Source organism: Thiohalocapsa sp. ML1, from assembly GCF_001469165.1.
Taxonomy (GTDB): Bacteria; Pseudomonadota; Gammaproteobacteria; order Chromatiales; family Chromatiaceae; genus Thiohalocapsa.
The window spans coordinates 138667-165050 of the sequence record NZ_JABX01000008.1 but is presented as its reverse complement, the minus strand read 5'-3'; the positions used below and the strand labels follow the sequence as shown (position 1 = coordinate 165050).

Sequence of the window (26384 nt, the reverse complement as noted above, 5' to 3'; positions counted from 1 at the left end):
CCCGTACAGGTCCAGCTTCACCGACGCCCACGAGTGGGTCTCCAGCAGCTCGGCGAAGTAGTCCGTCAGCTGCTCGGCGCTCAGATCATCGATCCGATACTCGAAGTGTCCGGCAATCCGGCGTACGCCCCGCGCGTACGCCTCGATCGTCTTCGGTCGGAAGCCCTTGAGATGCAGATGCTTGTCCAGGGCGCTGTAGCGGCGCTTGAAATCGGCCTCGAAAGATGGTGACATGACGGTGCAACCTCATGATTCTCAGCGGAATGTCCCCTCGCACGGCGAGGGCGTGAGGTTGCATCTTAGTCACTGCGGGGCCGCCGCGTCGCTGTTCTCCGCGTAGCGGCTCCGTCCAACAAGTGGATCAGCGCGGACGCCCGCGGACAGTCGCGAACCGCAGCGTCGGCGCACGACGCCGGCGCAGGCGTGGCGGCGAGCCTCGTCGTCTCCACCGCGGGCGCCGGCTATCCACAACGTTGGCGCAGACAGGCAGCGACGCGTCGCACAGAAAAGGACATCGTGCTGCCCAAGGCGGTCCATTTGGCAACGTATCCGTTCGCGGCAAGTCATACGGCTGGAAAACGACGCGTTTGGAGCAGTACTACGCGCGAGCATGATTGCGGATCGAATGGAGCATGATCCGTGGAGCGAGGGTTAGGGACATTCGATACTTCGGCGTGGGCGGTTGGGGTTGCTCTCCTTCCGCCTAGACTCATCACTAGAGAGGGATTGTGACTATGCTTTCACTGCTACTTCAACGGCTTTCTTTCTTACACTCCATCTTTTCAATCCTCTTGACCGTGCTGCTTCTCGGCCTTTCACCGGGGGTAACGGCGGCCCTGATCGATTTCGAGGGAAGTTTCGACGGCGCGACCATCAACACCGCAGAGCCCGGTATTCAGTTCACGACTACCCAGGGACAGGACTGGATCTATGGCGACTGGCGTACCGGAAACTACAATGGCCCCTACCCGGACGGTAGCTATTACTCGTTTGGCAACTTCTTCGCCTGGCTTGGTCCGAATCAGGGGATAGGCCGCATCGATTTCGATATCGATGTCGCGAAGAAGGTCGTTGCCCGCTACAGCAGCTTCTCGACCGTCAAGCTTGAGGGCTACGACGCGGCCGGCAACCTGCTAGTCCAGGACACTGGCGGCGGAAACCTGGACACAGGAGCGATGGGCACATTGGAAATCGAGGAACCAGGTATCGCCTACGTTTTCGTGCACGACTCAGCCAACTACTGGCTGATCGACAACCTGGAGTTCGAACTCGCGGATGTCGAGCTACTGGAGGTTGATCTCCAAGAAGATGCGAACGAGACCGAGCACCGCACGGATGACTATGATTCCGTGGTCTTTCGCCGTGGGCAGGAGCTTATGATCAACGTCCTCCTTACACCGGGATACGATCCCGACTACTACAACCTGAGCCTCATCTTCAAGGACTCCGCCGGTACCAAGAACGTGGCCGTACCGGGCTCCGATTTCGATGCTACCAACTGGGTAGTAGAAGTTGGACAACCGGAGGACAAGTCCTGGCTTCCGTTTTTTGACTTCGACGACTACGTTGTCGTCCCGGTCAAGGTCTTCGTCCCTTACGACCTTCCGATCGATCAGTTCGAGGTTATTGCCCGCATCCAGCGCAGTAGTGGGGCCGGGACACCCGAGGAACTGGCAGCCGAAGACCCAGTGTACTTCATTTTCAATCCTTGGAGTCCGATGGATGATGATGTCTATGACGCCGGTATGTCCGATGCTGAGCGAGAGGCCTACGTGCTCAATGAGCGCGGAACGATTTTCGTTGCCGAAAGCGCGTCGAGCAAGCGTTGGAATTTTGGGCAGTTCGACGATACTGTGTTTGAGACAACTTTCAACAAGGTCTTGAGCCTGAGCGCCACCGAGCGCGCGCAAGCATGGGCGGTCGCCAGATACCTAACCGATATCGCGAATCTGGCGGGCACGGATTCCAACGGCGGGATCCTAATCGGAAGATGGGACGGCAATTACTCGGACGGTGTGGAGCCCACTTCTTGGTCCAACTCACGCAGTATCTTCAGAAGCTACGAAAGGTCCGGGGCGGTAAAGTACGGTCAATGCTGGGTATTCGGCGGAATCACCACTTCCATGAGCCGATCCCTGGGAATCCCCTCCCGAGTTATCACCAATATCGGGTCCGCTCACGATACCAAGCCCCTCGATGGAGTCATAACTCTGTACACAGGGGCGAATCCGGAAGATCGTGATTCCGAGAGCATATGGAACTTCCACGTCTGGAACGAGGCATATCTGAGTCGTCCGGATCGGGGCGGATATTCCGCTATCGCTTGGCAGGCCTATGATGGTACGCCGCAGGAGCTCTCAAGCGGCATCTTCCAGACCGGACCCGCGCCGGTGGCCGCGGTCAAGGCGAATGCCGGCGGCTCCTACGACGTGGAGTTTATTCACTATGAGGTACAAGCGGACGTCGAGGAGTGGTCGTACAATCCGTTCGATAATATGTATGAGGTCGTAAATGATTGGGAGTACCGGTCCGATCAAATGCCGACCCAAAACGCGAGCGGTAACAAGCTAGACCGCTTGAACGACTATTGCCTCGACTGTGCAAGCGGCGCTTTCCTCGAGCAAAAGCTGCAGGCTGTGTCTGGCAATCTGGCCTATGTCTTCGATCGGTCGATCAGCTTCGTGATCCCAAAGGCGCATGCGGCAGGTCTGCCCGGAGTCCATGAGGTTGAGATTTTCTCGAACGCTACGGTGGTACCGGGCGGCCAAGCGGTCGGTACGGTCGTGATCACCAACACTGGTGTAGTCGATGATCTCGTGAACGTCATCGTGTATCTGAAAGCGAGGTCCAGCAACGGTCAGACCATTGAGGAGTGGGATGAACAGCAGTATGTCGGTGTGAGTATCAGTGGAGGCGACTCGGAGACCCTGAACTTTGCTCTTAACGTGCCCGCTTCGACGAAGGCGCTACCCGGGTTCGACGCCTTTGCGGTGGAGGCGGTCGTGTTCGGAAACGAGGGTAACGGCGCGGGAACCTACCTCGGTGAGATCGCTGGTGCCGATCTCTCGCTCTCAGCACTGGAGGTCGACGAAGAAGGTCGAACAACCATTACCGCAACCGTCACCAACGTGATGCCAAATTCAATGCAGGGCGCGCAGCTTACTATCGGCACACCGGAGGAAGTGGATATCTTGGACCCGCTCGTCGTCACCGTCGGTGACCTGGCGGCGGGGGCATCTTCCCAAGGCGAGTGGGCGGTGCAGATCCCAGTCGGAGAGTTCGACATCACCGTTGGGGCGTCCGCCGATGGTCTTGCGACTGTCTACGACACCATCGAACTCTCGCTGGCCGGTCCGGCGAAGCTGCGGGTTTTGCTGGACTATTCCGAGATCATTGCCCTGGGTGCAAACACCGATGTTTCCGTGTCGGTCGTCAACTCCGGCGGCGCGCGAGTGCAGGACATCGATCTGTCCTTTTCTGCGGGTGCCGGCCTTGGCGGCGGCGCCAGTTCACTACAGATCGCCGAGTTGGACGCCGGGGAAAGTCAGGAATACATGATCGAGGTTACTGGTGCTGAGGTGGGGTCGCATGGCATGTCGGCGATCGCGACCGCCAACCACGATGGCTCGATCCTGAGCTCTCATGTCACCGGGATCATTTCCGTGCAAGCAGGAACGACCCTTGCCGAGATCAGCGTCGACCCGGTTTCGATACCAGGTAACCAGCTTGGAGATGCCAACCTGATCGTCTCGACGGATGCGGGGACAAATAAGGAAGTGGTCCTCTCGGCTATTGCCTCAAATGCCGACAAGCGCTACTCGGTGTTTGATGGCACCGAGCGCATATTGGCCCAGCCGGTTTCGGTACCGGCTGGTGGCAAGGTCTTGACGCTTCGGCTGGAGGAGCCAACGAGCGCCGGCTGGATCCGCGTCACCGCCACGCCGACTGAGAATCCGAATGGATCGTCCACGGCTGAGTTAGAGATTACGGGGGACGAACCGCTGGTCATTGTCGACGATCGCGTCTCCCTGAGCTACGATCGCACCAGTTACGACCGTCGGACTCAGTCCTTCGTAGTCCCGATCTACCTGGAGAACGGCGACCAGGGTGATCTCTATGGTCCCGTTCGGATCGTTATCTCCAATCTCCAGCCATCAGAGGCGGAGCTGATCGAATTTGACGGCACCAACCCGGATGGTCGCCCCTACTTCCAAGCGCTCAAGGACGGAGAGGTTTGGAGCGCTGGCGAGACTTTACCGGCGAGTATGGTCAAAATCCACAACCCCGTGCGAGAGCGCATTGACTTCTCGACGCAAGTGATGGCACGGGAAGAACCTAACGGCAACTAAGAACATACGTTGTTCGGTCAGAGGAGAGAGCAAGATGTTTTCCATTATTGTTAGAAGACAGGTCCTCGTGGCGACCCTGTTATTCTGCGGGTTTGGGGCCGCCTATGCAGGCAGCATAGCCCTTGATATGACGACAACCACAGGGGGTTTTGTGATATCAGACCCGTCACTCGTACAGTTGGGTCCTGCTGCCAATGAAGCGACGCTGCTTGAAGATAGTATGTTCGGTGTGACGTATCTGTCGAACGACCCATTCCTTGGTGATCCGGGCGTCCCTGTGCCGCTGACAGCAACCGCCTTGACGTTCGACTACGAGTTCTCTACGAGCGGAGACGACAATTTCTCGGTCTCGCTTCTCGATCCGAGCGGTGGCCCGCCCCTATTCGAATGGCTGCATGATGGCACCGCCATGGGACCAGGGACTTTTAACGGAGATGACATCCTCATCGATCTTGTTGGTTTGGGGTTGCAGGGGGATATGATTGGGATAGAGTTCCTCCTGAATGCGAACCTGAATGACACGACTCTCGACTCAGTCGTATACTTCAGCGACGTACGCTTCAGCGTACCCGACGAGCAGATTCCAATCGGTGGAACCGTTTGGCTATTCCTGCTAGGTCTGCTGCCGATGAGACTTTACTTCATTAGGGATTGCCGCAGCTAAGTGCGCCAACAAGCGCCTCGGCCCGAACGCCCGTTGCCGCGCCGTCGCTGCGCTCCGGCGCGGCAACGGGCGGCGGGCCAGGCGTAGCGTTGGGCAACAACAGTCAGCACTCGCGAAACAACAGATGCCAACAGTCTTGCGGCTTGGTCCCTACCGCTTCTTTATTCTACGCTGGCGATGGCGTTGAGCCTCCCCATGTCCATATCGAGCGGGATGAAAAGGTGGCATAGTTTCGGCTTGACCCTGTGAGGCTTCAGCGAACAGGCGGTTTCACTCGCCCGGAGCTGCGAAATATCCATGAGCAGGTATCTTCTCACCGTCTAGACCTCTTGGAGAGTTGGAATGAGTTCTTTGGCGATTCAGATTGACGCGCCCCTTGCGTTGCACGTCGACTTGACAAATGACACGCTTACAGTAGATCTCAATGATGGCCGAACAATTGCCGTTCCTATCGAGTGGTTCCCTAGGTTGGTCCATGCTACACCTGAGGAGCGGACAAATTGGCGATTTATTGGTGCGGGGGAAGGGATTCGTTGGGAATCCCTTGACGAAGATATAAGTACAAGCGCGCTACTCGCCGGGGTGCCGTCCGGCGAAAGCCAGAAATCTTTGAGAAGGTGGCTAGCGGCGCGCTCTGCGTCTCACCAAGGTTCTTCCCCTTCGTAGCGGGATCAGAACAGATGCCCGACAACAGCGGAACCTCCGACGCTTAACAGACCCCCGGCGCCATTGCGCCGTGGGAAAAGGGGTCAGCGGGGAAAAGGAGTCACGGGGAAAAGGGGTCAGAGCCATTGCCTTTAATCGGTGAATGAAAAGAACGCCCAACAAGCGCAAACGCTGCGACGCCTTGGAGCAGCCTTCGCTTCGCTCAGGCTGCTCCAAGGCGCTCGCTTTGCGGAACGTTGCGCGCACCAGCGGGTCTAGCGGAGCACGAAGACAGCCATGAAGTTCACCGAGTTGGTTCGCCTGCTGGAGAAACACGGGTTCCGGCTCACCAAGCAGAAGGGGTCCGTCCGATATTATGCAAAGGACGGCTGCGATAACCTGATCCGGGTTGACTACCATTGCGCAAAAGAGATTCCGAAAGGTACATGCCGCGCGATACTAGAACCTGCAGGCATTCAATAGTAAGGCATTCGCAATGATCGATCTCCCTTACTCACTGAGTATCGAGGCAACGGAAGAGCCGGACTTCTTCGCGTACTTCTCTCCTGATTTGCCTGGCTTCTCGGGAGTCGGGCATTCCGTAGAGGGCTGTATTTACCAAGCGAAGCTTGCAATGGCGGAGCATATCGCGCTTTTATCGGACACCAGCCGGCCTGTACCGCCTGCGACCCGGTGCCCCACCATCACCATACAAAATGCGCAACCGGTCGAGAAAGCTGCGTGACAAACTAGCGCTCAACAAACGGCTCGGCTGCGACCGCCAATCAAGCACGGGTCTACCATCGAGTATGCGGGTGGCGGAGCGCCCCGCCGATGCCTACGTGTTGGCCTGCCAGCGTGAATCCGGTGCGCGCGAGGATGTTGCAGCACCGGGTGGCTATTGCTGGTCGAGCTACCGCGCCAACGCGCTTGGCGCCTCCGATGCGGCTATCACGCCACACGCGCTCTACCGCGAGTTGGCGCAGTCGGACGAGGAACGCCGCGCAGAACCAAAAAGGAGCAGCTTAGTGCATCCGCCGTCTCGTCGACGCGCGGCTGACTGGGAGCGCCGGCTTTCCAGCCGGCTCGGCGCCGTCGCGGCTCGATGCCGCGTCGGCGTCGCCTTGGCGGGCAGCAAGGGCACAAGCGCAGTCGCCCGCCCGGCGGCGCGGCATGGGCAGTCGCCGTGCTCCAGCGCAGTAGATCGCGCGCCGGGGGCATCGAGCCCCCGGCGCGCGAAGCCGGCTGAAAGCCGGCGATCCCAGTCCGTGACGGCTCGCTGTCCAGGCCGGTTTTGTGGGGATAGCTTAGGGTCTGTCCCTGGTTTCGCGCGCTGGTTTGGTTTCGGGCTGGTCTCGCGCGGCTGGTCTCGCGCGGTCCCTGGTTTCGCGCGGCAGGAGCGGGCCGCTCTCGCACCGGGCCGCGGGAGCGGCCGCAGATGCGTTGCGCCGCTGGAGCGGCGCAACGAGACAGGAAGAGGGCTCGCGGAGGCTATGCGTTCAGTCGCTCGATCCACCAATCCCAAAGCGGATCGCGTCCGCCGGGTAGGAAACGCGCCCGATCCCGGACTGCGATCAGCGCAACGCGAATCTCGGTTGCGGTCGGACTGCGCTGGTCAGCCCATTGCTTGACGATCATGGACGTCGTCAGCACCGACACGCCCGCCGCGCCGGCGAGGCGCATCGGCTTGCGGTCGTCGGTGGCGAGCCGCCAGCCACGGCATTCGGCGATGGCGAGCGCCATGGCCTCGCCGTCGTCCAACTCGCGGGCAAAGGCGACGTAGGCGGCCAGCTCGGCGTCGGTCTCGGGCCGGATGACCGTCAGTAGGCCGCTTGCGATGTGCGGGGCGAGCGTAATAGGCTCAGGCACAGGCTCGCTTGGGTCCGCGTCCGCAACAGCGGCAGGCTGCCCGCTGCTGGCCCGCAGAAACAGCGCCTCGCCGAGCACTGCCTCGGGCAACACCCACTTGAGCGCGAGGTCGCTGAGCCAGGTCTCCAGCGCACCGGCCGCGGCGAGGTTGATCAGGCAGCGGGCATCCAGTACGACGGTGTCGGGCATGGCTTCCTGCGGCGTCAGGACGCGAGATCGAACAGCGAAAGCTGCTCCGGCATCTGCACGGACTGCTCATGGCCCTCGGCGTCGAGATCGCGGGAGGTCAGCGTCGCCTCCACGATCTCGCGCGCCGTTACTCGGTCGGTCCGCAGAAAACGGGCGAGCTGGCCCTCGCTGATGGCCTCTTGGATGTACGCCTGTACCGCAAGGTAACGGTAGCGCTCGGGGAACGAATCCTCCGAGGGGGCGCGCGCCGGCAGCCCGAGTAACCGGCGTGCCGCGCCGGGCTTAAAGCCGCGCTCGATCAGTGCATCCCAGGTGCCGCGGCTTAGGAGTCCCACATCCTCCAGCCGTAGCGCGGCGGCTTGCACCGACACGTAGAAATGGTGGGCGAGGCGGCTCAAGTCCGCGGTCTGGAAGTCGCCGGTACGCTCAGTGACGGCGAGAAAGTGGCGGCGCATGGCCGTTTCCGGCATCAGAAAGCTCGCCGCGAAGGCATCCGCGAAGCGCTCCGATAGGGGCTTGCGTTTCGGCGCCTGGACAGTGTCGACGCCGGGCTTGTGCCGGTCCGCAAGGAAATAGGCGTACTCGTGCGCCAGCGTCCAGCGGCGGCGCTCCGGCGGGTGCTTGCGGTTGATCAGGATGCAGTAGCCCAGGTCCGGCACGAAGGCATACAGCCCCGCGAGCCGCGACGGCAGTCCGCCGTAGAAGACATGCACGCCGGACTGCTCCACCAGCGAGCGCAGCTCGTAGACGGGCTGATCGCCCAGATGCAGCCGGGAACGCTCGCGGATCGCGACATCTTCGGCGAAGGCTGCGACCTCCACGCGCTGCGGTACCGAGACCTCCGGCGGGAACTGCCGGAACGGCAAGGTGCCCGTGAGCTGCTCCAGGGCGCGGTAGTCGTCGGCGAAGGCCGTCAACTCCCCGATGGCGCCTAGGAGATCGGGGCTCGTGTCGGCGCTCAGGGACGCGCGTAGATGGGGCTCAATGGGCTGCGGTGCGGGACCCGGACGGACCAGCTCGTTGAGCGTGCGGCCGTAGAGCGCCGCCAGCTTGATCAGCTCTTCGGGCTTCGTCTGCCGCGTGCCCTTTTCGATGGCGATCAGCGTCGGCCGGCTGACGCCCAACTGCTCCGCCGCCTCCTGCTGCGTGAGCCCGGCGGCCTTGCGAGCATCGAGCAGGCGTGCGGCGACGACGCCGGTCGGTGCTTCAGAAGCCTGATGCATTGGCAAGCTGCTCGCTGTCTTATTGGAGGGCAAGGATAGTTCTCGCTTTTACAATGTCAAGAAAACCCTCGTCTTGATGGCGCAAGCTGTCAAGTCGCTGATCGTCGAGCGCTGGCGGGACGGGCCGAGTCAGCCGAAGCCGCGTGCAGCGCGCGGTGCTCCGGCGCTGCGTTGGCAGCATGGTGCCGGAGCCTGCTTGCACGACCGGATGGCCGCAGGAGCGGCCCGAGAAGCCTTACGCCGCTGGAGCGGCGCGACGAGATCAGTTGGCCGGGGGGCGAGGGGCTTCAACGCCGAGCAGCTCGGCGACGTCGACCCGCAGCTCGGTGCCCTCGATGGCGACGGCCAGCTCCCCGGACGAGAGCGACTCCAGCTCGCGGTAGCGACGCTGAAAGCGGTCGGGATCTTGGTAGTCGTGCAGGGCGCGATTGACGAGATCGACGATCCAATAGCGGCGGACGCCGGCGCGGGCGTACTTGGCGAGCTTGACGGTGCGATCGAGACGCAGGCTTGAGGCGGCGACCTCGATCAACAAAAGCACGTCGTCGCCGGCGGGGTTCGTGGTGCGGTAGCGGTCCTCGCGCAGGCGGAGCACGCAGAGGTCGGGGTACAGCTCGGTGGCGTCGTCGAGGACCACCGCGCCCTGGACGCGGACGATGGCCTTGCCGGCCAATGCCGGCGTGAAAATCTCGTTGAGCCGGTCGGTGCTGCTGCCGTGGTCCGGTCCGATCGGCGGCATGTCGCGCATCTCCCCGTCGATCAGCTCCACGCGGTCCCCGCTGTCGAAGATGCCGGCCGCGATGAGGCGGTGAAAGGCTTCGACGCTGATGCGGTGGATGGGGTTGTGGTTGTCGGGGGCTTCCATGGTCGGGCGCGCCCGGTGCGGTGGCGGAGCAGTGGTCGCGGACAAGCAAGGTGGGCGGCGGCAGGGCGCCGCCGCCCGCGGACGGCAAACCGGCTTACTTGCTCAGCTCGTCGGCGCCGATCTGCTTCATGAGGTTGAAGCTCTTGACGAAGGGGCCGGCCATGCGCGGGTCCTTGATCATGGCGCCGTAGTCGCCGGTCTTGAACTTGAGCTTGCCGGTGGCGTAGGCGGTGCCCATGCCCATCATGCCGATGCCCTTTTCCACCCACTTGAGCCAGTCGGCCATGCTGGCGCGCATGTCCCAGTCTGGGGCTTCGCCGTCCCAGTCGCCGGCGCGGGTGCAGATGCCCTTTTCGACGACGAAGACGCCGCGCGGGTTTTCCTCGTCCTTGAAGCCGCAGGTGATGGTGGAGTCGAAGCCGATGTCGGCGAGCTTGCCGCTGACCTCGGGGTCGTTGTTCCAGGCGTCCTTGAGCTCGTTCATCCACTCGGCAGAGAAAATATTGGCCATGGTTGTTGCAGTCCTCCTGGTGTGTTGGCGGAAATCCGCCGGCTTGGCGCCGGGCGGACGCGATGCTCACAAATCGTCGGGGATTCTAGCAGCATCGGCGCGCTGCGCTAATGGTCGGTGCCCCGCAGACTGCACTTGCGGAGCGCCGGGAGGGTCAGCCGAAATCGAGGCACAGCCCGGCGGGGACCAGCCGGCCGGCCTCTTCTTCGAGCTCCAGTCGGGTCAGCGGGTGCTGATCGAGCCAGCCCTCCGGGAAGCGCAGCAGCAGCGTGTCGCCGTCGGCGCCGAGCGTCGGCGCCGGGACGCTGTCCGGGTTGCGGCCGCGGTGCATCAGCACCGACAGGCGCAGGATGACGCAGAGGCGCCGCGCGCAGCAGCGCAGGCCGCTCGGCAACTGCAGAAAACTGTCGATGGGAAACTTGCGCCGGTGGCCGAGCACGAGCGCCGCGAGCACGGTCTGCTCCTGGCGCGTGAAGCCGGACAAATCGGCGTTGTCGATGAGGTAGGCGCCGTGCTTCTGGTACTGACTGTGTGAGACGGCGAGGCCGATCTCGTGCAGCTCCGCGGCCCAGCCGAGCATCGGTTCGTAGTTGGCGTGGTCCAACTGCCAGGGCGTGCGCAACTGCGCCAACAGGTGCAGGGCGGTGTCCTTGACCCGTGTCGCGTGGGCCTGGTCGACGTCGAAGCGCCGGCAGAGCGTGGCGACGGTGCGCTCGCGCACGTCCTCGTGCTCCAGGCGGCCGACCAGCTCGTAGATCAGGCCCTCGCGTAGCGCCTGATCGGACACGCGCATGTGCGAGATGGCGAGGCTCGAGAACAGCGCACGCAACACCGCGACGCCGCCTGCGAACACCGGCCGGCGCTCCTCGGTGAGCCCCTTGAACGGCAGTGCGGAGACCTTGCCGCTGTCGAGCATGGCCTCGCGCAGCAGGTCCAAGGCGTGCTGGGTGATGCCGTCCTCGCTCCAGCCCTCGGCCATGATCACGGCCGCGATGGCCTTGATGGTGCCGGAGCTGCCGGTGGCGGCGGCCCAGCCGGATTGGCGGAACAGCACGCGCACCGGGCGGATCTCCAGCGCGCCGTAGAGCTCCGCCTTGTCCATTTGCTTGGGCGTAATCTTGTCGTTGCCGAAGAAGCGCTGCGACATGCTGACGCAGCCCATGTGCAGGCTCTCGCGCAGCAGCGGTTGGAAGCCCTGGCCGACGATGACCTCGGTGCTGCCGCCGCCGATGTCGATGACGAGGCGCTTCTCGTCGGCGACGGCGAGCCCGTGGGAGACGCCGAGATAGATGAGCCGCGCCTCCTCCCTCCCGGCGATGACCTCGATGGGATGGCCCAGGGCGTGCTCGGCCCGCGGCAGGAAGCGCGACTCCGGGCGCATCTGCCGCAGTGTGTTGGTCCCCACCGCGCGCACGCGCCCCGGCGGCAGGTCACGCAGCCGCTGGCCCATGCGCTCCAGGCAGGCGAGCGCGCGCTCGGCGACCTCTTCGCGCAGGTGCTTATCGTGGGTGAGCCCTTCGCCAAGGCGCACCATCTCTTTGTAGCGGTCGATGATCTGCATCGTGCCGCCGTCCATGCGGGCGACGAGCAGGTGAAAGGAATTGGAGCCGAGATCGACGGCGGCGAGCTGGCCGCCGTTGCCGAGGCTAGGCGGCAGCTCGGGGGCGCCGGGCTGCGGCGCCTGCCCGCCCGGCGCCGTGCTCGTCGCGTTGCGGGGGTCTGTCGAGGGGGCCGTTGCGGCGGAGTCTGCCATCGCCTGCTGGGGGCACTGCTGGTGGGGTCGGCCGCGGCAGTATAGCGGCCTGCTGCCGGCCGGGCAGGATGGATGTCAAGCGCGGCGGCGCAAAGCGGCGTCCGCCGCGGCTGCTCGGGGCGGGATCGGCGCCCGTAGGCGAATCCGGCTATAGTGCGCCGCGGCAACGGGGACGGGTCCGCAGTTGCTCGTGCGGGGCCGGACGCAACGCCGTTTCCCGATCCCGATCCCGATCCCGATCCCGATTTCGACGCGGACGGACGGTTGGCGGAAGGTGGGCGTCAGGTCAGTTGGTGTCGGTTGTTTTTGAACGGTTACTAAGGAGATCGTTGTGATCCTGGCTACGCTCGCGATCCTCGCCGGCTTTGCCCTGTTGGTCTGGAGCGCAGACCGCTTCGTCGACGGCGCCGCCGCCACCGCCGGACACATGGGCATGCCGTCGCTGTTGATCGGCATGGTCATTGTCGGCTTCGGCACCTCGGCGCCGGAGATGGTCGTCTCGGCCATGGCGGCCCTCGACGGCAAACCCGACCTCGCCCTCGGCAACGCGCTCGGCTCCAACATCGTCAACACCGGACTGATCCTCGGCATCACGGCGCTGGTGGCGCCCATTGCCGTGCATTCCAAGATCATTCGCCGGGAGCTGCCGCTCCTGTTCGGCATCGGGCTCCTGTCGGGACTGCTGTTTTGGGGCGGGTCGCTGACCCGCGCCGAGGCGCTGCTGCTGCTCGCGGGCTTCTTCGGCCTCATCGGCTGGACGGTCTTTGCCGCGCTGCGCGGGCGCGGCGATGCGCTGGAGGCGGAGACGGAGCAGGAGCTCGCGGCCCACCCGATGACCCTCAAGGCGGCCATGGTCTGGCTCGCGGTCGGGCTGGTGCTGCTCGTCGTCAGCTCCCGCGTGCTGGTGTGGGGCGCCGTGTCCGTTGCCGAGGCGCTCGGCGTCAGTGACCTCATCATCGGGCTGACCATCGTCGCGCTGGGCACCTCGCTGCCGGAGCTCGCCGCATCGGTGATGGCCGCCCGCAAGGGCGAGCACGACATTGCCATCGGCAACGTCGTCGGTTCCAACATGTTCAACCTGCTTGCGGTCGTGGGCATTGCTGGCGTCATCGCGCCGATGCCGACGCTGGCGCCGGAGCTGCTGACGCGCGACTGGCCGGTGATGATGGCGATGACCGGACTGCTGTTCGTCACGGCCTACGGTTTTCGTGGCCCGGGCCGCATCAACCGTCTGGAGGGCGCGCTGCTGCTCTCGGCCTACGTCGCCTACACCGCGTGGCTGGTCCTGAGCGTGACGGGCGGCTGAGGCTGCGGCTACAGCCAGCCCTTGCGTCGCAGCAGCCACAGTTGCCCGAGCACGATGCCGACGAGCAGCAGGCACAGGATCAGGAACGCGAGCGGGTCGTTGGCGTCTGGGATGCCGGCGAGGTTGACGCCGAGCAGGCCGGTGATGAAGGTCAGCGGCAGGAAGATGGCCGTGATGACAGTCAGGGAAAAGAGCCGGTGCTCCGTGGTCTCGGACGAGCGCTGCAGGATCTCGTCCTGCGTGATCTCGGTGATCTCGCCGGCGGCCCCGAGGCCGTCGATGGCGTGTTGACAGCGGTCGGCGACCTCGCGCACGGCACGCCGCGGCGCGTCACCGAACCAGCTAATTCGGCCCGTGGCGACGCGCACCAAAGCCCGGCGCTGCGGCAGCAGATGGAAGCGCATGCGGATCATGCCCCGGCGCAGCGTGGCGAGCTCGGACACCATGTCCTCGGTGCGTCGCCGCCGGTTGCCGGCCTGGCCGATGCGGCGCGCGGCCTCGAGCAAGTCGTCCAGCACGTCATCGGCGTGGGTCATGAGCCGGTCGGCGAGGTCGGCAATCAGCGCGTCGATGGCGCCGGGCCCACGGCCATGGCGAAGCTCGCGGTGCAGGTCCTCGATGGCGCCGACGCGCCCGTGCTGAGCGCTGATCAGCAGGCGCCCGTCGGTCCAGAGCCGTGCCGCGAGCATATCGCCGGGCCGCGCGGAGGAGCCGTGATCGATGCCCTTGAGCACCAGCAGCAGGCTGTCGCCGCGACGCACGAGCCGCGGGCCGGCGTTGGTCGCGGTGAGTGCGTCCACGGTGAGCTCATCCAGGCCGCTCTCCTGCTTCAGCCAGTGCAGCGCGTGCGGATGGCGCAGATCCAGGTGCACCCAGAGCGGGCGGTGCTCGGTGTCGCCCGGCGTCGCGCCGGCAGCGGCGCCGCAGCAGGCCGCCGTGACCTCGGGCCAGCCCACCGCGGCGCTGCCGCCGGCCGCGTCCAGCCGGAAGGCGAACACCAGCCCGAACCAGTTGTGCAGCCGCTCCGGGCGCTCGGGCATGGCCGCTGCGCCCGGCATCAGGGTTCGGCGGCCGGCGCGTCGTCGCCGGCGTGCGACGCGGCGCGGCGCAGTTGCACCTCCAGCGGCTGCACCGAACGGATGTGCAGGTCCCGCTGCGGGAAGGCGATGCCGATGCCGGCGGCCTGGAACTTGTCGTTGATGGCCTGGTGCAGCGCCGTGGTGGTGTCGATGCGATTGTCCATGTTCGGCAGGTAGCACCGCAGCACCAGCGTCAGCGCGTCGTTGCCGAAGCCCTCGAAGCTGATGATTGGCGCCGGGTCCTCCAGCACGTGCTCGTTCTCGCGGGCGGCGTCGCCTAGGAGCTTCAACGCCCGTTTGGTGTCGCTGCCATACTCGACGCCGACCGTGATAACGATGCGGTTCGTCTGGTCGGTGAGCGTCCAGTTCAGGAGCCGGCCGGTGATGAACTCCTTGTTCGGTACCAGCAGCTCTTGGCGGTCCCAGTTGCGCACCGTGGTGGCGCGGATCTGGATCTTGGTGACGACGCCGGTGGTGTCGCCGATGCTGACGATGTCGCCGACCCGCACCGGGCGCTCGAACAGGATGATGAGCCCGCTGATGAAGTTGGCCACGATCTCCTGCAGGCCGAAGCCGATGCCGACGCCGAGCGCGGCCACCAGCCATTGCACCTGGCCCCACGACAGCCCGAGGGCACCGAAGACCATCAGCGCGCCGATGGCGGTGATGACGTAGCCGGTGAGGGTGATGATGGTATAGCGGCTGCCGGCGCTGACGTGGCTGTTCTGCAGCAGCAGGATCTCGAGCAGCGCCGGCAGGTTGCGCCCTGCGGCGACGGCGGCGGCGATGATGACGAACACAATGCCCAAATCCGCCAAGGTCACGGGAATGGCCTGCTCGACCCCGTCGATGGTGCCGGTGTAGCTCCAGAGCTTGACGCGCTCCAAGAGGTTCAGGGCCGGCAGCACCTCGGACCAGATGAGCCAGAGTCCGACGACGGCGGCGACGAAGATGGCCAGGTTCAGGAGCTTGCGGCTTTGGGCGTCGAGCGAGGCCAGGTCCACGCCCTCGTCCGGCACCGCCAGCACATCGGCGCCGGCGCCGGCGCCGTCGGCGGCCTTTGCGGCTTCTCGCTGCGCGCGCCGCTCCAGCGCCGCCTGCAGCGCCAGGCGCCTGCGGGTGACGATGAGCCAGCGTACGATAAGCTGGTGCACGATGATGAGCCCGAGCGCGAACCAGAGCTCGTTGATCAGCGAGCGCAGCAGCACGCCGGAGGTATAGAGGAAGCCCGACAACGCGAAGCCCGCGAGCGCCAGCGGCACCGCGATCATGGCCGGATACCAGATGAAGCGCAGCCTGGCGAGCCAGCCGTCGGGCCGCTCTGCGATGCTGTGCTTCAGCGCGCCGCGCGTCGGGTGCAGCACCACCGCCGTGAGCACCGCGAGCCCGAGCTCGAACAGCGCCAGCGACAGCCGCCCGAGCGTGCCGGTGAACTCGGGCTCTTGGTGTTGATGAACAGCCGCCGCGACGAAGCCCACCGGCAGCAGCAGCGTCACCGCCGCGAAGGTGCTGCGCCGCACCATCAACAGCGTGTCGGTATGCCAGCGGAAGTGCCGGTCGGCGACGCCGCCGCGCATGGCGAGCGCCCGGAAGCCCAGCAGGTAATAGAGCGCCGGGGCCACCGCGACCATCGCATCGCCCATCGCCTTGCTGAACGGGTCCGCCGCGAGCGAGCCGCCGAGCAGCGCGCCGACGGCCGCGAGCAGCAGCGGCCAGGGCAGGGCGGCCAGCGCGGTCATGCCGAGTGCCGCGGCGGTGTGGCGGAAGCCATCGGTACTGACGCGCCGCAGCGGCTCGGCGCGGGCGCGGATGGCGCGCTTGAGCGGGGCGCTGCGCCACAACAGCAGCACGACGGCCAGGAGCGCGACCCAGAAGAGCGGTGCCCCGGGTGCCTCGGCCAGCAGCGTCGCGCCGACCTGTTGCCAATTGCCCGGGGCGACCACCCACCACAGCGCCCGCGGCAGCGGCGCCATGGACTGTTGCACGAGCGGGCCGATGCTGCGCACCCAGAGCAGCCGCTCGGACAGATAGCGGTCGTAGCGATCCACCACGTCGCGCAATTGCTGCGCGGCGAAGTCCACCTCGCCGAGGTCGCGGCGGAAGCTGTCCTCGATCTCCAGCGCGCGGCGCAGCAGCGAGCGGCGCGGCGTGGCCTGCGCGCGCAGTTCCTCCGCGAGCTCGGCCCGGCCGGCGGTGTCGATGGCAGCCGCCGGCAGATTGGCGAGCTGCTGCTCCACCCAGGCGTCGAGGTCGTCGAGTCGGCGCAGCTCCTCGCGCCAGCGAATGGATTTCAACGTGCTGTCGGCGATCTGATCCGCCCGCGCCGCCGCCTGCCGGCGCAGGCGGCGCAGGTCCGGCAGGCGCTGGCGCTGGTCGATCAGCACCTGGCCCTGGGCACGGTTCAGCCCGGCCGCTTCCAGCCGTTTGCGCGCGTTGGCGAACTCCTCGTCGATGCGCCGCACCTGTCGCTCGGTATCGACTCGCCGGTCGTCGAGCTTGTCGAGTGCCTCGGTGGTGCCGGCGATGGCGGCGGCGAGCGCGGCGTTTTGCTCCACCGCCGCCTGCACCAGCGGGTGGGCGCCGGCGGTGGCGATGCGCTCGGCGTCGATGCTCTCCTGCACCGCCGCAGCGGCCCGCCGGCGCAGGTCTTTGGCGCGCGCCTCCAGCGCCGCGCGCAGCGCCTTGGCTCGCTCCAGCTCCGCCTCCGCCTGCTCGCGCTGCGCGAGGGCCAGCACCCGGCGCGCGTCGGTGCTGAGCAGTTGTTGCGTGAGCATCTGCTGCTCGGCACGGAGCTTGGCCAGGCGGGCCTGGCGCAGCCAGGTGCGCGCCTCCCGCGCGGGCTCGGACAGGCCGTCGGCCTCGGCGACCGGTCCTTCCAGCTCGCGCAGCGCCGTATCGACGCCAGCGATGCGCTCGCGCAGCCGAGCAGGCTCTTGATCGGCAGCGTCCAGCGTTTCGCCGAGCTTGGCGAGACGCGTCCCGATCGAGGCGATCTCCGCCTGCACGGCAGCGATGCGCGCCTCAACCGCGGCGGCATCGGCATCGGCGGGCAGGTCCGGCGCCGGCGGGGCGGCGTCGGCGGCGTCGGCGTCGGCGAGGGCCTCGCGGATACGCTCGGCCTCCTGGGGTGCGGTCTCGATGGCGCGCGCGAAGTCGGCGGCGGCGGCGGTCATGCGCTGCGCTTCGGCCATGTCCTGCAACACGTTGTTGAGCTCGTCCGAGAGCTTGTTGCGCTCGGCTTCGGCCAGCTCCGACTGCGCGATGCTCTGGATGCGCTGCTCCACCTGCTCAACGGATGGCAGCGGCCTGGCCAGGTCGTTCGCCGACGCCGCGTCAGGGCTTTGCGCGCTTGCTTGCAAGCCCAGCGCGGCGAACACGAGGCCGAGCAGGAGATAGCAGGCGAGGGTGGGCCGCTGGTGCGGAGCGAAGCGGGAGGTCACGTACGAGGGATCCTGCGGTTACCGAACGCCCGCTATTGGATACCCGGACGGTGGCGCCGTGCAAATGGCTCCGCCGCATGCGTGCTCAGCGTCGGCGCGGCTCGGCACGAGAGCGGCGGCTGTGCGCGGAGCCATGGCGTCGGATACTGTCGGCCGCGCTGGCGCGGCTGCTGCCCGGGTGACCTCGCCGACGGTCCTCTTCAGCGGCCGTTGCGGCGCTCCCCGCCCTTGTTCGGGTTCCGCAACAAGACGTAAACCGCGCCGGTGCCGCCGTCGCGTCGCGTCGCGGAGCAGAACGCGAGCACGTCCTCGCGCAGCCGCAGCCAGTAGTTGACCTTGCACTTGAGCACCGGCGGGCGGTTATCGGCGCCGCGCCCCTTGCCATGGATGATGCGTGCGCAGCGCACGCGCCGATGGCGGCAGTCGGCGAAGAACTCCCGCAGCACGGCGCGGGCGCGCTCGGCGCGCAGGCCGTGCAGGTCCACCTCCAGCTCCGGCTCGATGCGCCCGCGCTGCAGCTCTGCGACAAGGCGCTTCTGCACGCCGGGGCGGGCGAACAGGAGGTAGTCGTGCGTCTCGACCTCGCTCTCCGCGAGCAGCGCCGGCGTGTCCGCCTCAGCTTCGTCGGGCACTGGGCGGGGTAGCGGGGGCGGGCGCTGCCGGTAGGGCTCCGCGTGCTCCGCATGGAGCGGTTGGGCGTCGCCGACTTCGGCACGAAAGAGTTCCCAATCAGTTTCGTGGAGCTGTTTGTTCATCTGACTTATGATACGCCTCGGGTGCATGACTTCGGGCGCGGGCTCGCCGTTCGGCGGGGCGTCCGGCGGGGCGTCCGGTGGTGCATTCCCGGTATGATGCCCGCAACGCTGCCGGCGGACACTGCGGACGATGTTGGGCCTCGCTGCCGGCATCGGAACCGAGTGCAGGTCCGGTCTGCATCGTTGTAAGGTCCCGGATATTCTCGTACCCCGGGCGGGCGGCGGCAGACGGTGGTCCATCGGCGTCGGCAGGACGCACAGGCATGAACATTCTGATCAGTAACGACGACGGTTATCTCTCCCCCGGGCTGCACGTGCTCGCCGATGCGCTGGCGCGACTCGGCCGGGTCACCGTGGTCGCCCCGGACCGCGACCGCAGCGGTGCCAGCAATTCCTTGACGCTCGACGTGCCGATCCGTGCCGAGCGGCTCGACAACGGCATCATCCGTGTCAACGGAACGCCGACAGATTGCGTGCATCTGGCCCTGACCGGGCTCTTGGACGAGGAACCGGACCTCGTGGTCGCGGGCATCAATCATGGCCCGAACCTCGGTGACGATGTGCTCTACTCGGGCACCGTCGCCGCCGCCACCGAGGGCCGCTTCCTCGGCCTACCCGCCATTGCCGTGTCCATGGCGACACATCGCCCGCAGCACCTCGAGACCGCCGCTGCCGTCGCGGCCAGGCTGGTCGCCGGCTTGCGCGGGGCGCAGATGAGCCCGAGCACCATTCTCAACGTCAACGTGCCGGACGTGCCGCTGGCCGAGCTGCGCGGCGTCGTGGCGACGCGGCTCGGCCATCGGCACAAGGCCGAATCGGTGTCGCGCATCGAGGATCCGCGCGGGCGGCCGATGTACTGGATCGGCCCCGCCGGGCCGGAGCAGGACGCGGGCGAGGGCACCGATTTTCATGCGCTGCGCACGGGCTTCGTGTCGGTGACGCCGATTCAGATCGACCTGACCCGGCACGCGGCGCTCCCGTCGCTGGGGCACTGGCTGGACAGGCTGCCTTGATCGTCGGCGCTGCGAGCATGGTGCCCGTCGGTGGCCGCGGCCTGAGCCACGCGCGCGCGCGCCAACGCTTGGCGGAGCGCCTCGCCGCCACCGGCATCCAAGATGAGCGCGTCATCGCTGCCGTGATGCAGGTGCCCCGCCATCTGTTCGTTGATGAGGCGCTGGCCACGCACGCGTATGAGGACTCCGCGCTGCCCATCGGCCAGGGTCAGACGATCTCGCAGCCCTACATGGTCGCGCGCATGACCGAGGCGCTATTGGCGCCGGGCTGCTGCTCGACGGTGCTCGAGATCGGTACCGGCTCCGGCTATCAGACCGCCGTGCTGGCGTCCTTGGTGCGACGGGTCTACAGCATCGAGCGCGTGGCCTCGCTGTGGCAGCGCGCTGATGCGCGGCTCAAGGCGCTGCGTTACCGCAACGTTCGGCTCCGCTATGGCGACGGCGCCCTCGGCTGGCAGGAGTACGCACCCTTCGACGGCATTCTGATCACGGCGGCGGCGGACGGCGTGCCGCGCCGGCTGGCGGCGCAGCTCGCGCCGGGCGGGCGCATGGTGCTGCCGCTGAACGGCGCCCACGGCCAGGTGCTGGTGCGGTTGACGCGCCGCACGCTCGGCTTCCGGCACGAGGTGCTGGAGTCTGTGACCTTTGTACCGATGCTGGGCGGGGTGGCCTGATGAGGGGCACCGCACCGATCCGCCGCCGCGCGGCGCGGGGGCGGTTGGCGTGAGTGCGCGCGCGGCATCGCCTTGGCTGCAGCCGTCGGCAGCGGGGCTGATCCATCGCCTTGCCGTGCTGCTGATCGCGGTCACGCTCGCGGGCTGCGGGGCCGGCGGGCTTGCGCCCGTGGACAGCCGCGACGGCTACGGGCCGGCGCCGCCGGGCTACTACCGCATTCGCCGCGGCGACACACTGAGCGAGATCGCCGAGCGCCGGCGCGTGCGGATGGCGACGCTCGCGGGCTGGAACAATCTGCGCCCGCCCTACGCGATCTACGTCGGCGATCTGCTGCGCGTGAAGCCGCCCGACGGCAAGTCACAACCGTCCGGCGCCGTGAGCAGCCGACGCACCGCCTCCCAGAGCCCGCCGCGCGCCGTGCGGACCTCGGCGCGGACCCCTGCCGCGGTGACCGGGGCCGATGCCGCAAGCTCCGGCATTCGCTGGGTCTGGCCGGCGCAAGGGCCGGTCAAACAAGGCTTTCGCGACGGCGACCGGACCCGCCAGGGCGTGCGCATCGCGGTGCAGGAAGGCGCTGCGGTCAATGCCGCGGCGGACGGAACCGTGGTCTACAGCGGCAGTGGACTCAAGGGTTACGGCAACCTTATCATCGTCAAGCACAATGCCCGCTACCTGAGCGCATACGGCTTCAATCGCGAGTTGATCGCGCGCGAGGGCGATCGAGTGAAGCGCGGTGAGCGCGTCGCCGTCGCCGGTCGGTCGGCCAACGGCGAGGGGCTGCTGCACTTTGAGATCCGCCAGAACGGCGTCGCCGTCGATCCACTCCGTTTCCTGCCCTCGTCGCGCTGAATCGGGCTCACAAGATGGGCGCCCGCCGCCTCACGGCGCATGGGCGCGACAGCCTCGGAGGGGTGTCCCATGTCCACGCAAGAGCGCGAAGACGAGCCGGACACGGAAAGTCTCGCCGACGAGGACGACATGCTGCTCGGCGATGACGACCAAGAGATCATGGACGAAGCCGAGGCGCCGCTGAGCGCCGGCGTGGACGGCGACGACGAGGAGCCGGAAGCCGAGCATCGCTACTCCGCCGGCGATGGCGACTTCGATGCCACGCGCATCTACCTGAACGAGATCGGTGGGTCCAAGCTGCTCACCGCCGAGGAGGAGGTGCACTACGCGCGGCTCGCCCAGCAGGGCGACGAGGTCGCGCGCTCGCGCATGATCGTGAGCAATCTACGCTTGGTCGTGAAGATCGCCCGACGCTATCTGAACCGCGGGCTGCCGCTGCTTGATCTCGTCGAGGAGGGCAACCTGGGCCTTATCCGCGCCGTCGAGAAGTTCGACCCGGAGCGCGGCTTTCGCTTCTCGACCTATGCCACCTGGTGGATTCGCCAGACCATGGAACGGGCCATCATGAACCAGACGCGGACGGTGCGGCTGCCGATCCATGTCGTCAAGGAGATCAACGTCTATCTGCGGGCGACGCGGATGCTGGCCCAGCAGCTCGACCACGAGCCAAGTACCGAAGAGGTGGCGGAGCTGCTCGATAAGCCCATCGGCGAGGTCAAGCGCATGCTCGGCTTGAACGAGCGCATCGCATCGGTGGACACGCCCTACGGCAAGGATGCGGACAAGCCGCTGGTGGACATGCTGCCCGATGACGGCGCGCATGACCCGAGCGACGATATCCAGGACGAGGACATCCACACCAACCTGGACCACTGGCTCGACAAGCTGAACGACAAGCAGCGCGAGGTGGTGGAGCGCCGCTTCGGCCTGCACGGCTACGAGCACTCGACCCTGGAGCGCGTCGCCGCCGAGCTCGGCGTGACGCGAGAGCGTGTACGCCAGATCCAGATGGATGCCCTGCGGCGGCTGCGCGACATCCTGGAGAAAGAGGGCTTTTCCGTGGAGTCCTTCTTCAAGTGACACCGCCTCGGGCCGGGCCGAGCGGCACGGCCGCCGGGCTGCGTCCGCCGCCGTCGCTGCCGGCGACGGCCTCCTGAACGGCCGGCTGTCGGATACTTGGGGCGCCGCGCGGCGCCCCGCGGCGCCGCGCTGCGCCCCCGCGGCGCCCGCTTGCCGCCTCGGTGGGCGAGCGCCGCACCCCGCCGTCGGCGAAGAGCCTGCGGAAATAGGGTGTTAGCGCGTCAGGGGCTTCGGTCTAGGTCCCTGTTCTCACATAAAAAAATTCAATGATGCGCGGAGCAGCGGGGCGGCGTCGAAGGACGCCGTTACTTGACTTTCATGGTCTGATGAATTGTCATTGCGGCCATCCTGCGCTGTGGATATCGCGCACGATTTCCAGGGCAGAAGACCCGAAGACGCCTCCCCTCTTCCCACAGTTCGCTTAGAGGTTCCTATGGAAGCCACTGCCGACAGGCTAGCCGAACAAAAATACAGTTTCGATGTCGTCCGCTGGTTCACGATCATGGCCGTCGTGTACCTCGTCGTCGGCGCAGCCGTCGGCGTTTACATCGCGTCCGAGCTCGCTTGGCCGTTCCTGAACTTCGACAGTCCCTACCTGTCCTTCGGCCGGCTGCGACCGGTCCATACCAACGCAGTCATCTTCGCGTTCGGCGGCTGCACCCTCATGGCCACCGCCTTCTACACCGTCCAGCGCACCTGCGGCGTGCGCCTGTGGAGCGAGAAGCTCGCCTGGTTCACGTTCTGGGGCTGGAACGCCATCATCGTGCTCGCCGTCATCACCCTGCCGCTCGGGCTGACCCAGGCCAAGGAATACGCCGAGCTGGAATGGCCCATCGACATCCTGATCGCGGTGGTGTGGCTCGCATTTACGATCAACTTCATCATGACCATCGCCATCCGGAAGACCTCGCACATCTATGTGTCGAACTGGTTCTTCCTCGGCATGATGGTGATGATCGTCTATCTGCATGTCGTCAACAGCCTTTCCATTCCGGTGGGACTGTTCAAGTCCTACAGCCTGTTCTCCGGCGTGCAGGACGCGATGATCCAATGGTGGTGGGGCCATAACGCGGTTGGCTTCTACCTGACCGCGGGCTTCCTTGGCATCATGTACTACTTCGTGCCGAAGCAGGCGAATCGCCCGGTCTATTCCTATCGGCTGTCCGTGATCCATTTCTGGGCGCTGATGTTCGGCTACGTTTGGCTTGGCGCGCATCATCTTCAATACACGGCTCTACCGGACTGGACGGGCTCGCTCGGCGCGGCCGTGTCACTCGCGATGATCATCCCCTCCTGGGGTGGCGCTGTAAACGGCATGATGACGCTCTCCGGCGCCTGGGACAAGCTTCGAACCGACTATGTTCTGCGTTTCCTGATTATTGCGCTGGCGTTCTACGCCATGTCCACCTTCGAAGGGCCGGTTATGTCACTGAAGACCGTCAATGCCCTTTCCCACTACACCGACTGGACCATCGGCCATGTGCACTCGGGTGCGCTGGGCTGGGTCGCGGGTATCTCCATCGGCGCCATCTATCACCTGATGACACGCCTGTGGCACACCGAGATGTGGTCCGAGAGTCTGGTCAACGTCCACTTCTGGACGGCGACCATCGGTACGGTGATCTACGTTGTCGCCATGTGGGTGTCCGGCATCATGCAGGGCCTGATGTGGCGCGCCTACGATGAGTACGGCACGCTTGCCTACACGTTCGTCGAATCCGTGGCAGCGATGCACCCCTACTACGCCATGCGCGCAGTGGGCGGCGGCATCTTCCTGCTCGGCGCGATCATCATGCTGTTCAACGTGCTGATGACGGTTGGCAAGGCGTCCTTGCAGGGCAGCTTGCGTGAGGCCAGGGGCACCTTGACCCCGGCGGCCGCCTGATCAACGACACCGAACAGGAGTATTCCCATGTCCGACAAGAAGACGCCGGTCAAGAACCCCCAGGAGTTCATGGAGCGCAACATTTGGGGCCTCCTCATCGTGCTGGCGCTCGCGCTCTCCGTGGGCGGCATCGTGGAAATCGTGCCGCTGTTCTATCTGAAGAGCACCGAAGAGGCGAATCGCTTCCCGGAAATCGTGTGGAACCGCGACAAACCGGGGGCGGAGCCCATCGTCACGGTCAGCGCCGACGGCAAGCAGGAGTGGAACTGGCAGCCCGGCGACGGCGTGCGCCCGTATACCGCGCTGGAGCTCGCCGGGCGTGATATCTACCAACGCGAAGGCTGCTATTTGTGCCATTCGCAGATGGTGCGTCCCTTCCGCGACGAGCGTGAGCGTTATGGCCATTACTCATTGGCGTCGGAGTCCATGTTCGACCATCCGTTCCAATGGGGCTCGAAGCGGACCGGCCCGGACATGGCTCGGCTCGGTGGCAAGTACTCCGATGAATGGCATCGGCAGCACCTTGTCGATCCGCGCTCGGTGGTGCCGGAGTCGATCATGCCGAGCTATCCGTGGCTAGAGAACCGCCCCGTGAAGGGGAAGCGCATGCAGCGCCACATGAAGGGGCTGCGCGCCATCGGCGTTCCCTACCATGACGACGACATCGCCAACGCCCCGGCCCTCGTCGAGGGGAAGACCGAAATGGACGCCATGATTGCATACCTCCAAGTGCTTGGCATCATGGCGAAACTGGAGCCAGGCGTGGATTACCGCCAATAACATGTCGGACTACTTCAAGACCGATTGGGCCGCGATGACGGCGACGGATTGGGTCGGCCTGACCCTGACCGTCGTCATCTTCGTGCTCATGGTCATCGCCTACGTCCAGGTCTTTCGGCCGAAGCATCGCGACAGCCTCGAGGCCAGGAAGCACATCCCCTTCGAAGAAGATATCGAAGACATCGGAGACAACGATGGCGGAAAATAATCCCTTCCCCGGCGAGAACAACACCGGGCACTTCTGGGACGATAACCTGCGGGAACTGAAAAACCCGCCTCCACGCTGGTGGATGATTGCGTTCTGGGCGTCGGTTGCATGGTGGGTGCTGTATTCAATCCTCTATCCGACGTGGCCGGCGCTGCCCGGGAAGTCGGACGGGGAGAACGACTTCACGCGCGGTATTCTGGGTTGGACGTCCATCAAGGAGTACAAGCAAGGCGTCGAGCAGGTGCAACTGGTGCGTGCGAAGTACGATGAGCAGATTGCGAGTATGACCGCCGAGGAGGTCCTCGCCGATCCGGGCCTGCTTCAGTACACGCTAGCCTCCTCCAAGGTACTGTTTGGTGATTACTGCGCCGCGTGCCACGGCAGTGGCGGGCAGGGCAACCCGGGCTATCCGGTTCTCGCCGATGACGACTGGCTGTACGGCGGAAGCCTGTCCAGGATCACAGAATCGATCACCAACGGTCGAAAGGGCCTAATGAACGCGCATGCCACCATCCTGACCGAGCCGGAGGTGGACGCACTGGCAAACTTTGTCGTGGAAATGTCCGAGGGCGGCCAAGGCAGCGCGGAGGCTTGGCAGCTCTATAACGACAAAGGTTGTGTGGCCTGCCACGGTGCGAAGGGCGACGGTGTGCTTGCTGAGCTGCCGGGGGGGGAGATCCTCACGGTAGGCGCCGCGAACCTGACCGACGGAATTTGGCGCTTTCAGCCCGGCGGCTACGAGAGCGCGAAGCACACCATCCTGTACGGCGTGAATCAGCCCGACGTCGAGGGGACACGCGATGCGGTGATGCCCGCCTTCGCGCAGGTGGGCCAATTGGAGGGCAAGCTCTCACCGCAACAGATCAAGATGTTGACGGTGTATGTGCACCAGTTGGGCGGCGGTCAATAGCTACGCTCGCGGCGCTGTGCCAGCGGCGTCGCGCGACGTGACTGCGCGGCGCGGCGCTCATTGCGGCCGAGCGGATGAAATAACAGGGGCCAGCGGCCGTTCGCTGTGGCCGAAGGCCCCGTACCAAAGGTGGCGAGGAGGGGAACATGCACTTAGACGCGGTCTTTTGGGGTTCGATCGTCAGCGTTGTGATCGCTGTCGTGATTTTCGTGTATTTGGGCTTCAAGGTTGTGAAGTTGATGAACGAAGACGCGCAGCGGAACCAAAGTGGGGGCGAGAAGCCGTAGTCTATAGATAGGTGGAGGAGAGGCGGCGGAGGGGATCTGGTGATCCCCT

The 26384-nt window shown here is 65.6% G+C and carries 23 protein-coding genes; 14 read left to right on the top strand and 9 right to left on the bottom strand.

Annotated features, from left to right (window positions below; all coding sequences use genetic code 11):
• Positions 1 to 234: phage integrase N-terminal SAM-like domain-containing protein (locus ML01_RS07320; protein WP_162267982.1), on the bottom strand; the 234-nt coding region annotated here is incomplete at its 3' end.
• Between the two features lie 500 nt (positions 235 to 734).
• On the opposite strand from ML01_RS07320, the gene ML01_RS07315 reads away from it, so the two are divergent.
• The 5 genes from ML01_RS07315 to ML01_RS26965 all read left to right on the top strand — a co-directional run bounded on the left by ML01_RS07315 (position 735) and on the right by ML01_RS26965 (position 6403).
• Complete coding sequence (locus ML01_RS07315) at positions 735 to 4349, top strand: transglutaminase domain-containing protein (protein ID WP_058554739.1); 3615 nt, start codon at positions 735 to 737, stop codon at positions 4347 to 4349.
• Positions 4350 to 4383: 34 nt separating this feature from the next.
• The gene (locus tag ML01_RS07310) at positions 4384 to 5013 is read left to right on the top strand and encodes a hypothetical protein (RefSeq protein WP_058554738.1); all 630 of its coding nucleotides are present in this window, start codon (positions 4384 to 4386) and stop codon (positions 5011 to 5013) included.
• Between the two features lie 342 nt (positions 5014 to 5355).
• The gene (locus ML01_RS26975) at positions 5356 to 5679 is read left to right on the top strand and encodes a DUF2442 domain-containing protein (RefSeq protein ID WP_082674041.1); all 324 of its coding nucleotides are present in this window, start codon (positions 5356 to 5358) and stop codon (positions 5677 to 5679) included.
• Positions 5680 to 5955: 276 nt separating this feature from the next.
• Positions 5956 to 6141: a type II toxin-antitoxin system HicA family toxin gene (locus tag ML01_RS26970; RefSeq protein ID WP_082674040.1), complete on the top strand. Its 186-nt coding sequence runs from the start codon at positions 5956 to 5958 to the stop codon at positions 6139 to 6141.
• Between the two features lie 13 nt (positions 6142 to 6154).
• Entirely contained in the window at positions 6155 to 6403 is a 249-nt protein-coding gene (locus tag ML01_RS26965) for a type II toxin-antitoxin system HicB family antitoxin (protein ID WP_082674039.1), read from the top strand.
• A 746-nt stretch (positions 6404 to 7149) separates the two neighbouring features.
• On the opposite strand, the gene ML01_RS07305 is transcribed toward ML01_RS26965, so the two are convergent.
• The 5 genes from ML01_RS07305 to ML01_RS07285 all read right to left on the bottom strand — a co-directional run bounded on the left by ML01_RS07305 (position 7150) and on the right by ML01_RS07285 (position 12068).
• Positions 7150 to 7716 (bottom strand): hypothetical protein, encoded by a 567-nt coding sequence (locus ML01_RS07305; RefSeq protein ID WP_058554737.1) that lies wholly within the window; start codon positions 7714 to 7716, stop codon positions 7150 to 7152.
• Between the two features lie 14 nt (positions 7717 to 7730).
• The gene (locus ML01_RS07300; protein WP_058554736.1) at positions 7731 to 8939 is read right to left on the bottom strand and encodes an XRE family transcriptional regulator; all 1209 of its coding nucleotides are present in this window, start codon (positions 8937 to 8939) and stop codon (positions 7731 to 7733) included.
• A 262-nt stretch (positions 8940 to 9201) separates the two neighbouring features.
• Positions 9202 to 9804 carry a Uma2 family endonuclease gene (locus ML01_RS07295; RefSeq protein WP_058554735.1) on the bottom strand — a complete coding sequence of 201 codons (603 nt, stop codon included), beginning with the start codon at positions 9802 to 9804 and terminating at the stop codon, positions 9202 to 9204.
• A gap of 94 nt (positions 9805 to 9898) precedes the next feature.
• Positions 9899 to 10315 carry an SCP2 sterol-binding domain-containing protein gene (locus ML01_RS07290; protein ID WP_058554734.1) on the bottom strand — a complete coding sequence of 139 codons (417 nt, stop codon included), beginning with the start codon at positions 10313 to 10315 and terminating at the stop codon, positions 9899 to 9901.
• Between the two features lie 154 nt (positions 10316 to 10469).
• Entirely contained in the window at positions 10470 to 12068 is a 1599-nt protein-coding gene (locus ML01_RS07285; RefSeq protein WP_082674038.1) for a Ppx/GppA phosphatase family protein, read from the bottom strand.
• Between the two features lie 331 nt (positions 12069 to 12399).
• Here ML01_RS07285 and ML01_RS07280 point away from each other — a divergent pair, with 331 nt between their 5' ends.
• Complete coding sequence (locus tag ML01_RS07280) at positions 12400 to 13374, top strand: calcium/sodium antiporter (protein WP_058554733.1); 975 nt, start codon at positions 12400 to 12402, stop codon at positions 13372 to 13374.
• An 8-nt stretch (positions 13375 to 13382) separates the two neighbouring features.
• Here ML01_RS07280 and ML01_RS07275 read toward each other — a convergent pair whose 3' ends face one another.
• The 3 genes from ML01_RS07275 to ML01_RS07265 form a co-directional block, all read right to left on the bottom strand.
• On the bottom strand, positions 13383 to 14414 hold the full coding sequence (locus tag ML01_RS07275) for a CorA family divalent cation transporter (RefSeq protein ID WP_162267981.1): 1032 nt from the start codon (positions 14412 to 14414) through the stop codon (positions 13383 to 13385).
• Between the two features lie 17 nt (positions 14415 to 14431).
• Entirely contained in the window at positions 14432 to 17893 is a 3462-nt protein-coding gene (locus ML01_RS07270; protein WP_058554731.1) for a mechanosensitive ion channel domain-containing protein, read from the bottom strand.
• Positions 17894 to 18093: 200 nt separating this feature from the next.
• Positions 18094 to 18525 (bottom strand): Smr/MutS family protein, encoded by a 432-nt coding sequence (locus ML01_RS07265; protein ID WP_371258192.1) that lies wholly within the window; start codon positions 18523 to 18525, stop codon positions 18094 to 18096.
• Between the two features lie 386 nt (positions 18526 to 18911).
• Here ML01_RS07265 and surE point away from each other — a divergent pair, with 386 nt between their 5' ends.
• The 8 genes from surE (at position 18912) to ccoP (ending at position 26048) form a co-directional block, all read left to right on the top strand.
• Positions 18912 to 19661, top strand: coding sequence for a 5'/3'-nucleotidase SurE (gene surE / locus ML01_RS07260; RefSeq protein WP_058554729.1), 750 nt, complete (start codon positions 18912 to 18914; stop codon positions 19659 to 19661).
• Between the two features lie 17 nt (positions 19662 to 19678).
• Positions 19679 to 20335, top strand: coding sequence for a protein-L-isoaspartate(D-aspartate) O-methyltransferase (locus tag ML01_RS07255; protein ID WP_058554728.1), 657 nt, complete (start codon positions 19679 to 19681; stop codon positions 20333 to 20335).
• A 49-nt stretch (positions 20336 to 20384) separates the two neighbouring features.
• On the top strand, positions 20385 to 21185 hold the full coding sequence (locus tag ML01_RS07250; protein WP_254045165.1) for a peptidoglycan DD-metalloendopeptidase family protein: 801 nt from the start codon (positions 20385 to 20387) through the stop codon (positions 21183 to 21185).
• Positions 21186 to 21254: 69 nt separating this feature from the next.
• Positions 21255 to 22265 carry an RNA polymerase sigma factor RpoS gene (rpoS, locus tag ML01_RS07245; protein ID WP_082674037.1) on the top strand — a complete coding sequence of 337 codons (1011 nt, stop codon included), beginning with the start codon at positions 21255 to 21257 and terminating at the stop codon, positions 22263 to 22265.
• Positions 22266 to 22698: 433 nt separating this feature from the next.
• A complete protein-coding gene (gene ccoN / locus ML01_RS07240) occupies positions 22699 to 24150 on the top strand; it encodes a cytochrome-c oxidase, cbb3-type subunit I (protein WP_058554726.1) in 1452 nt (483 codons plus the stop codon).
• Between the two features lie 27 nt (positions 24151 to 24177).
• Entirely contained in the window at positions 24178 to 24930 is a 753-nt protein-coding gene (gene ccoO / locus ML01_RS07235) for a cytochrome-c oxidase, cbb3-type subunit II (protein WP_058554725.1), read from the top strand.
• A gap of 1 nt (position 24931) precedes the next feature.
• A complete protein-coding gene (locus ML01_RS07230; protein WP_058554724.1) occupies positions 24932 to 25138 on the top strand; it encodes a hypothetical protein in 207 nt (68 codons plus the stop codon).
• Positions 25125 to 26048: a cytochrome-c oxidase, cbb3-type subunit III gene (gene ccoP, locus ML01_RS07225; protein ID WP_058554723.1), complete on the top strand. Its 924-nt coding sequence runs from the start codon at positions 25125 to 25127 to the stop codon at positions 26046 to 26048. The genes ML01_RS07230 and ccoP overlap by 14 nt, the downstream gene beginning before the upstream one ends.
• Positions 26049 to 26384: the final 336 nt, after the last annotated feature.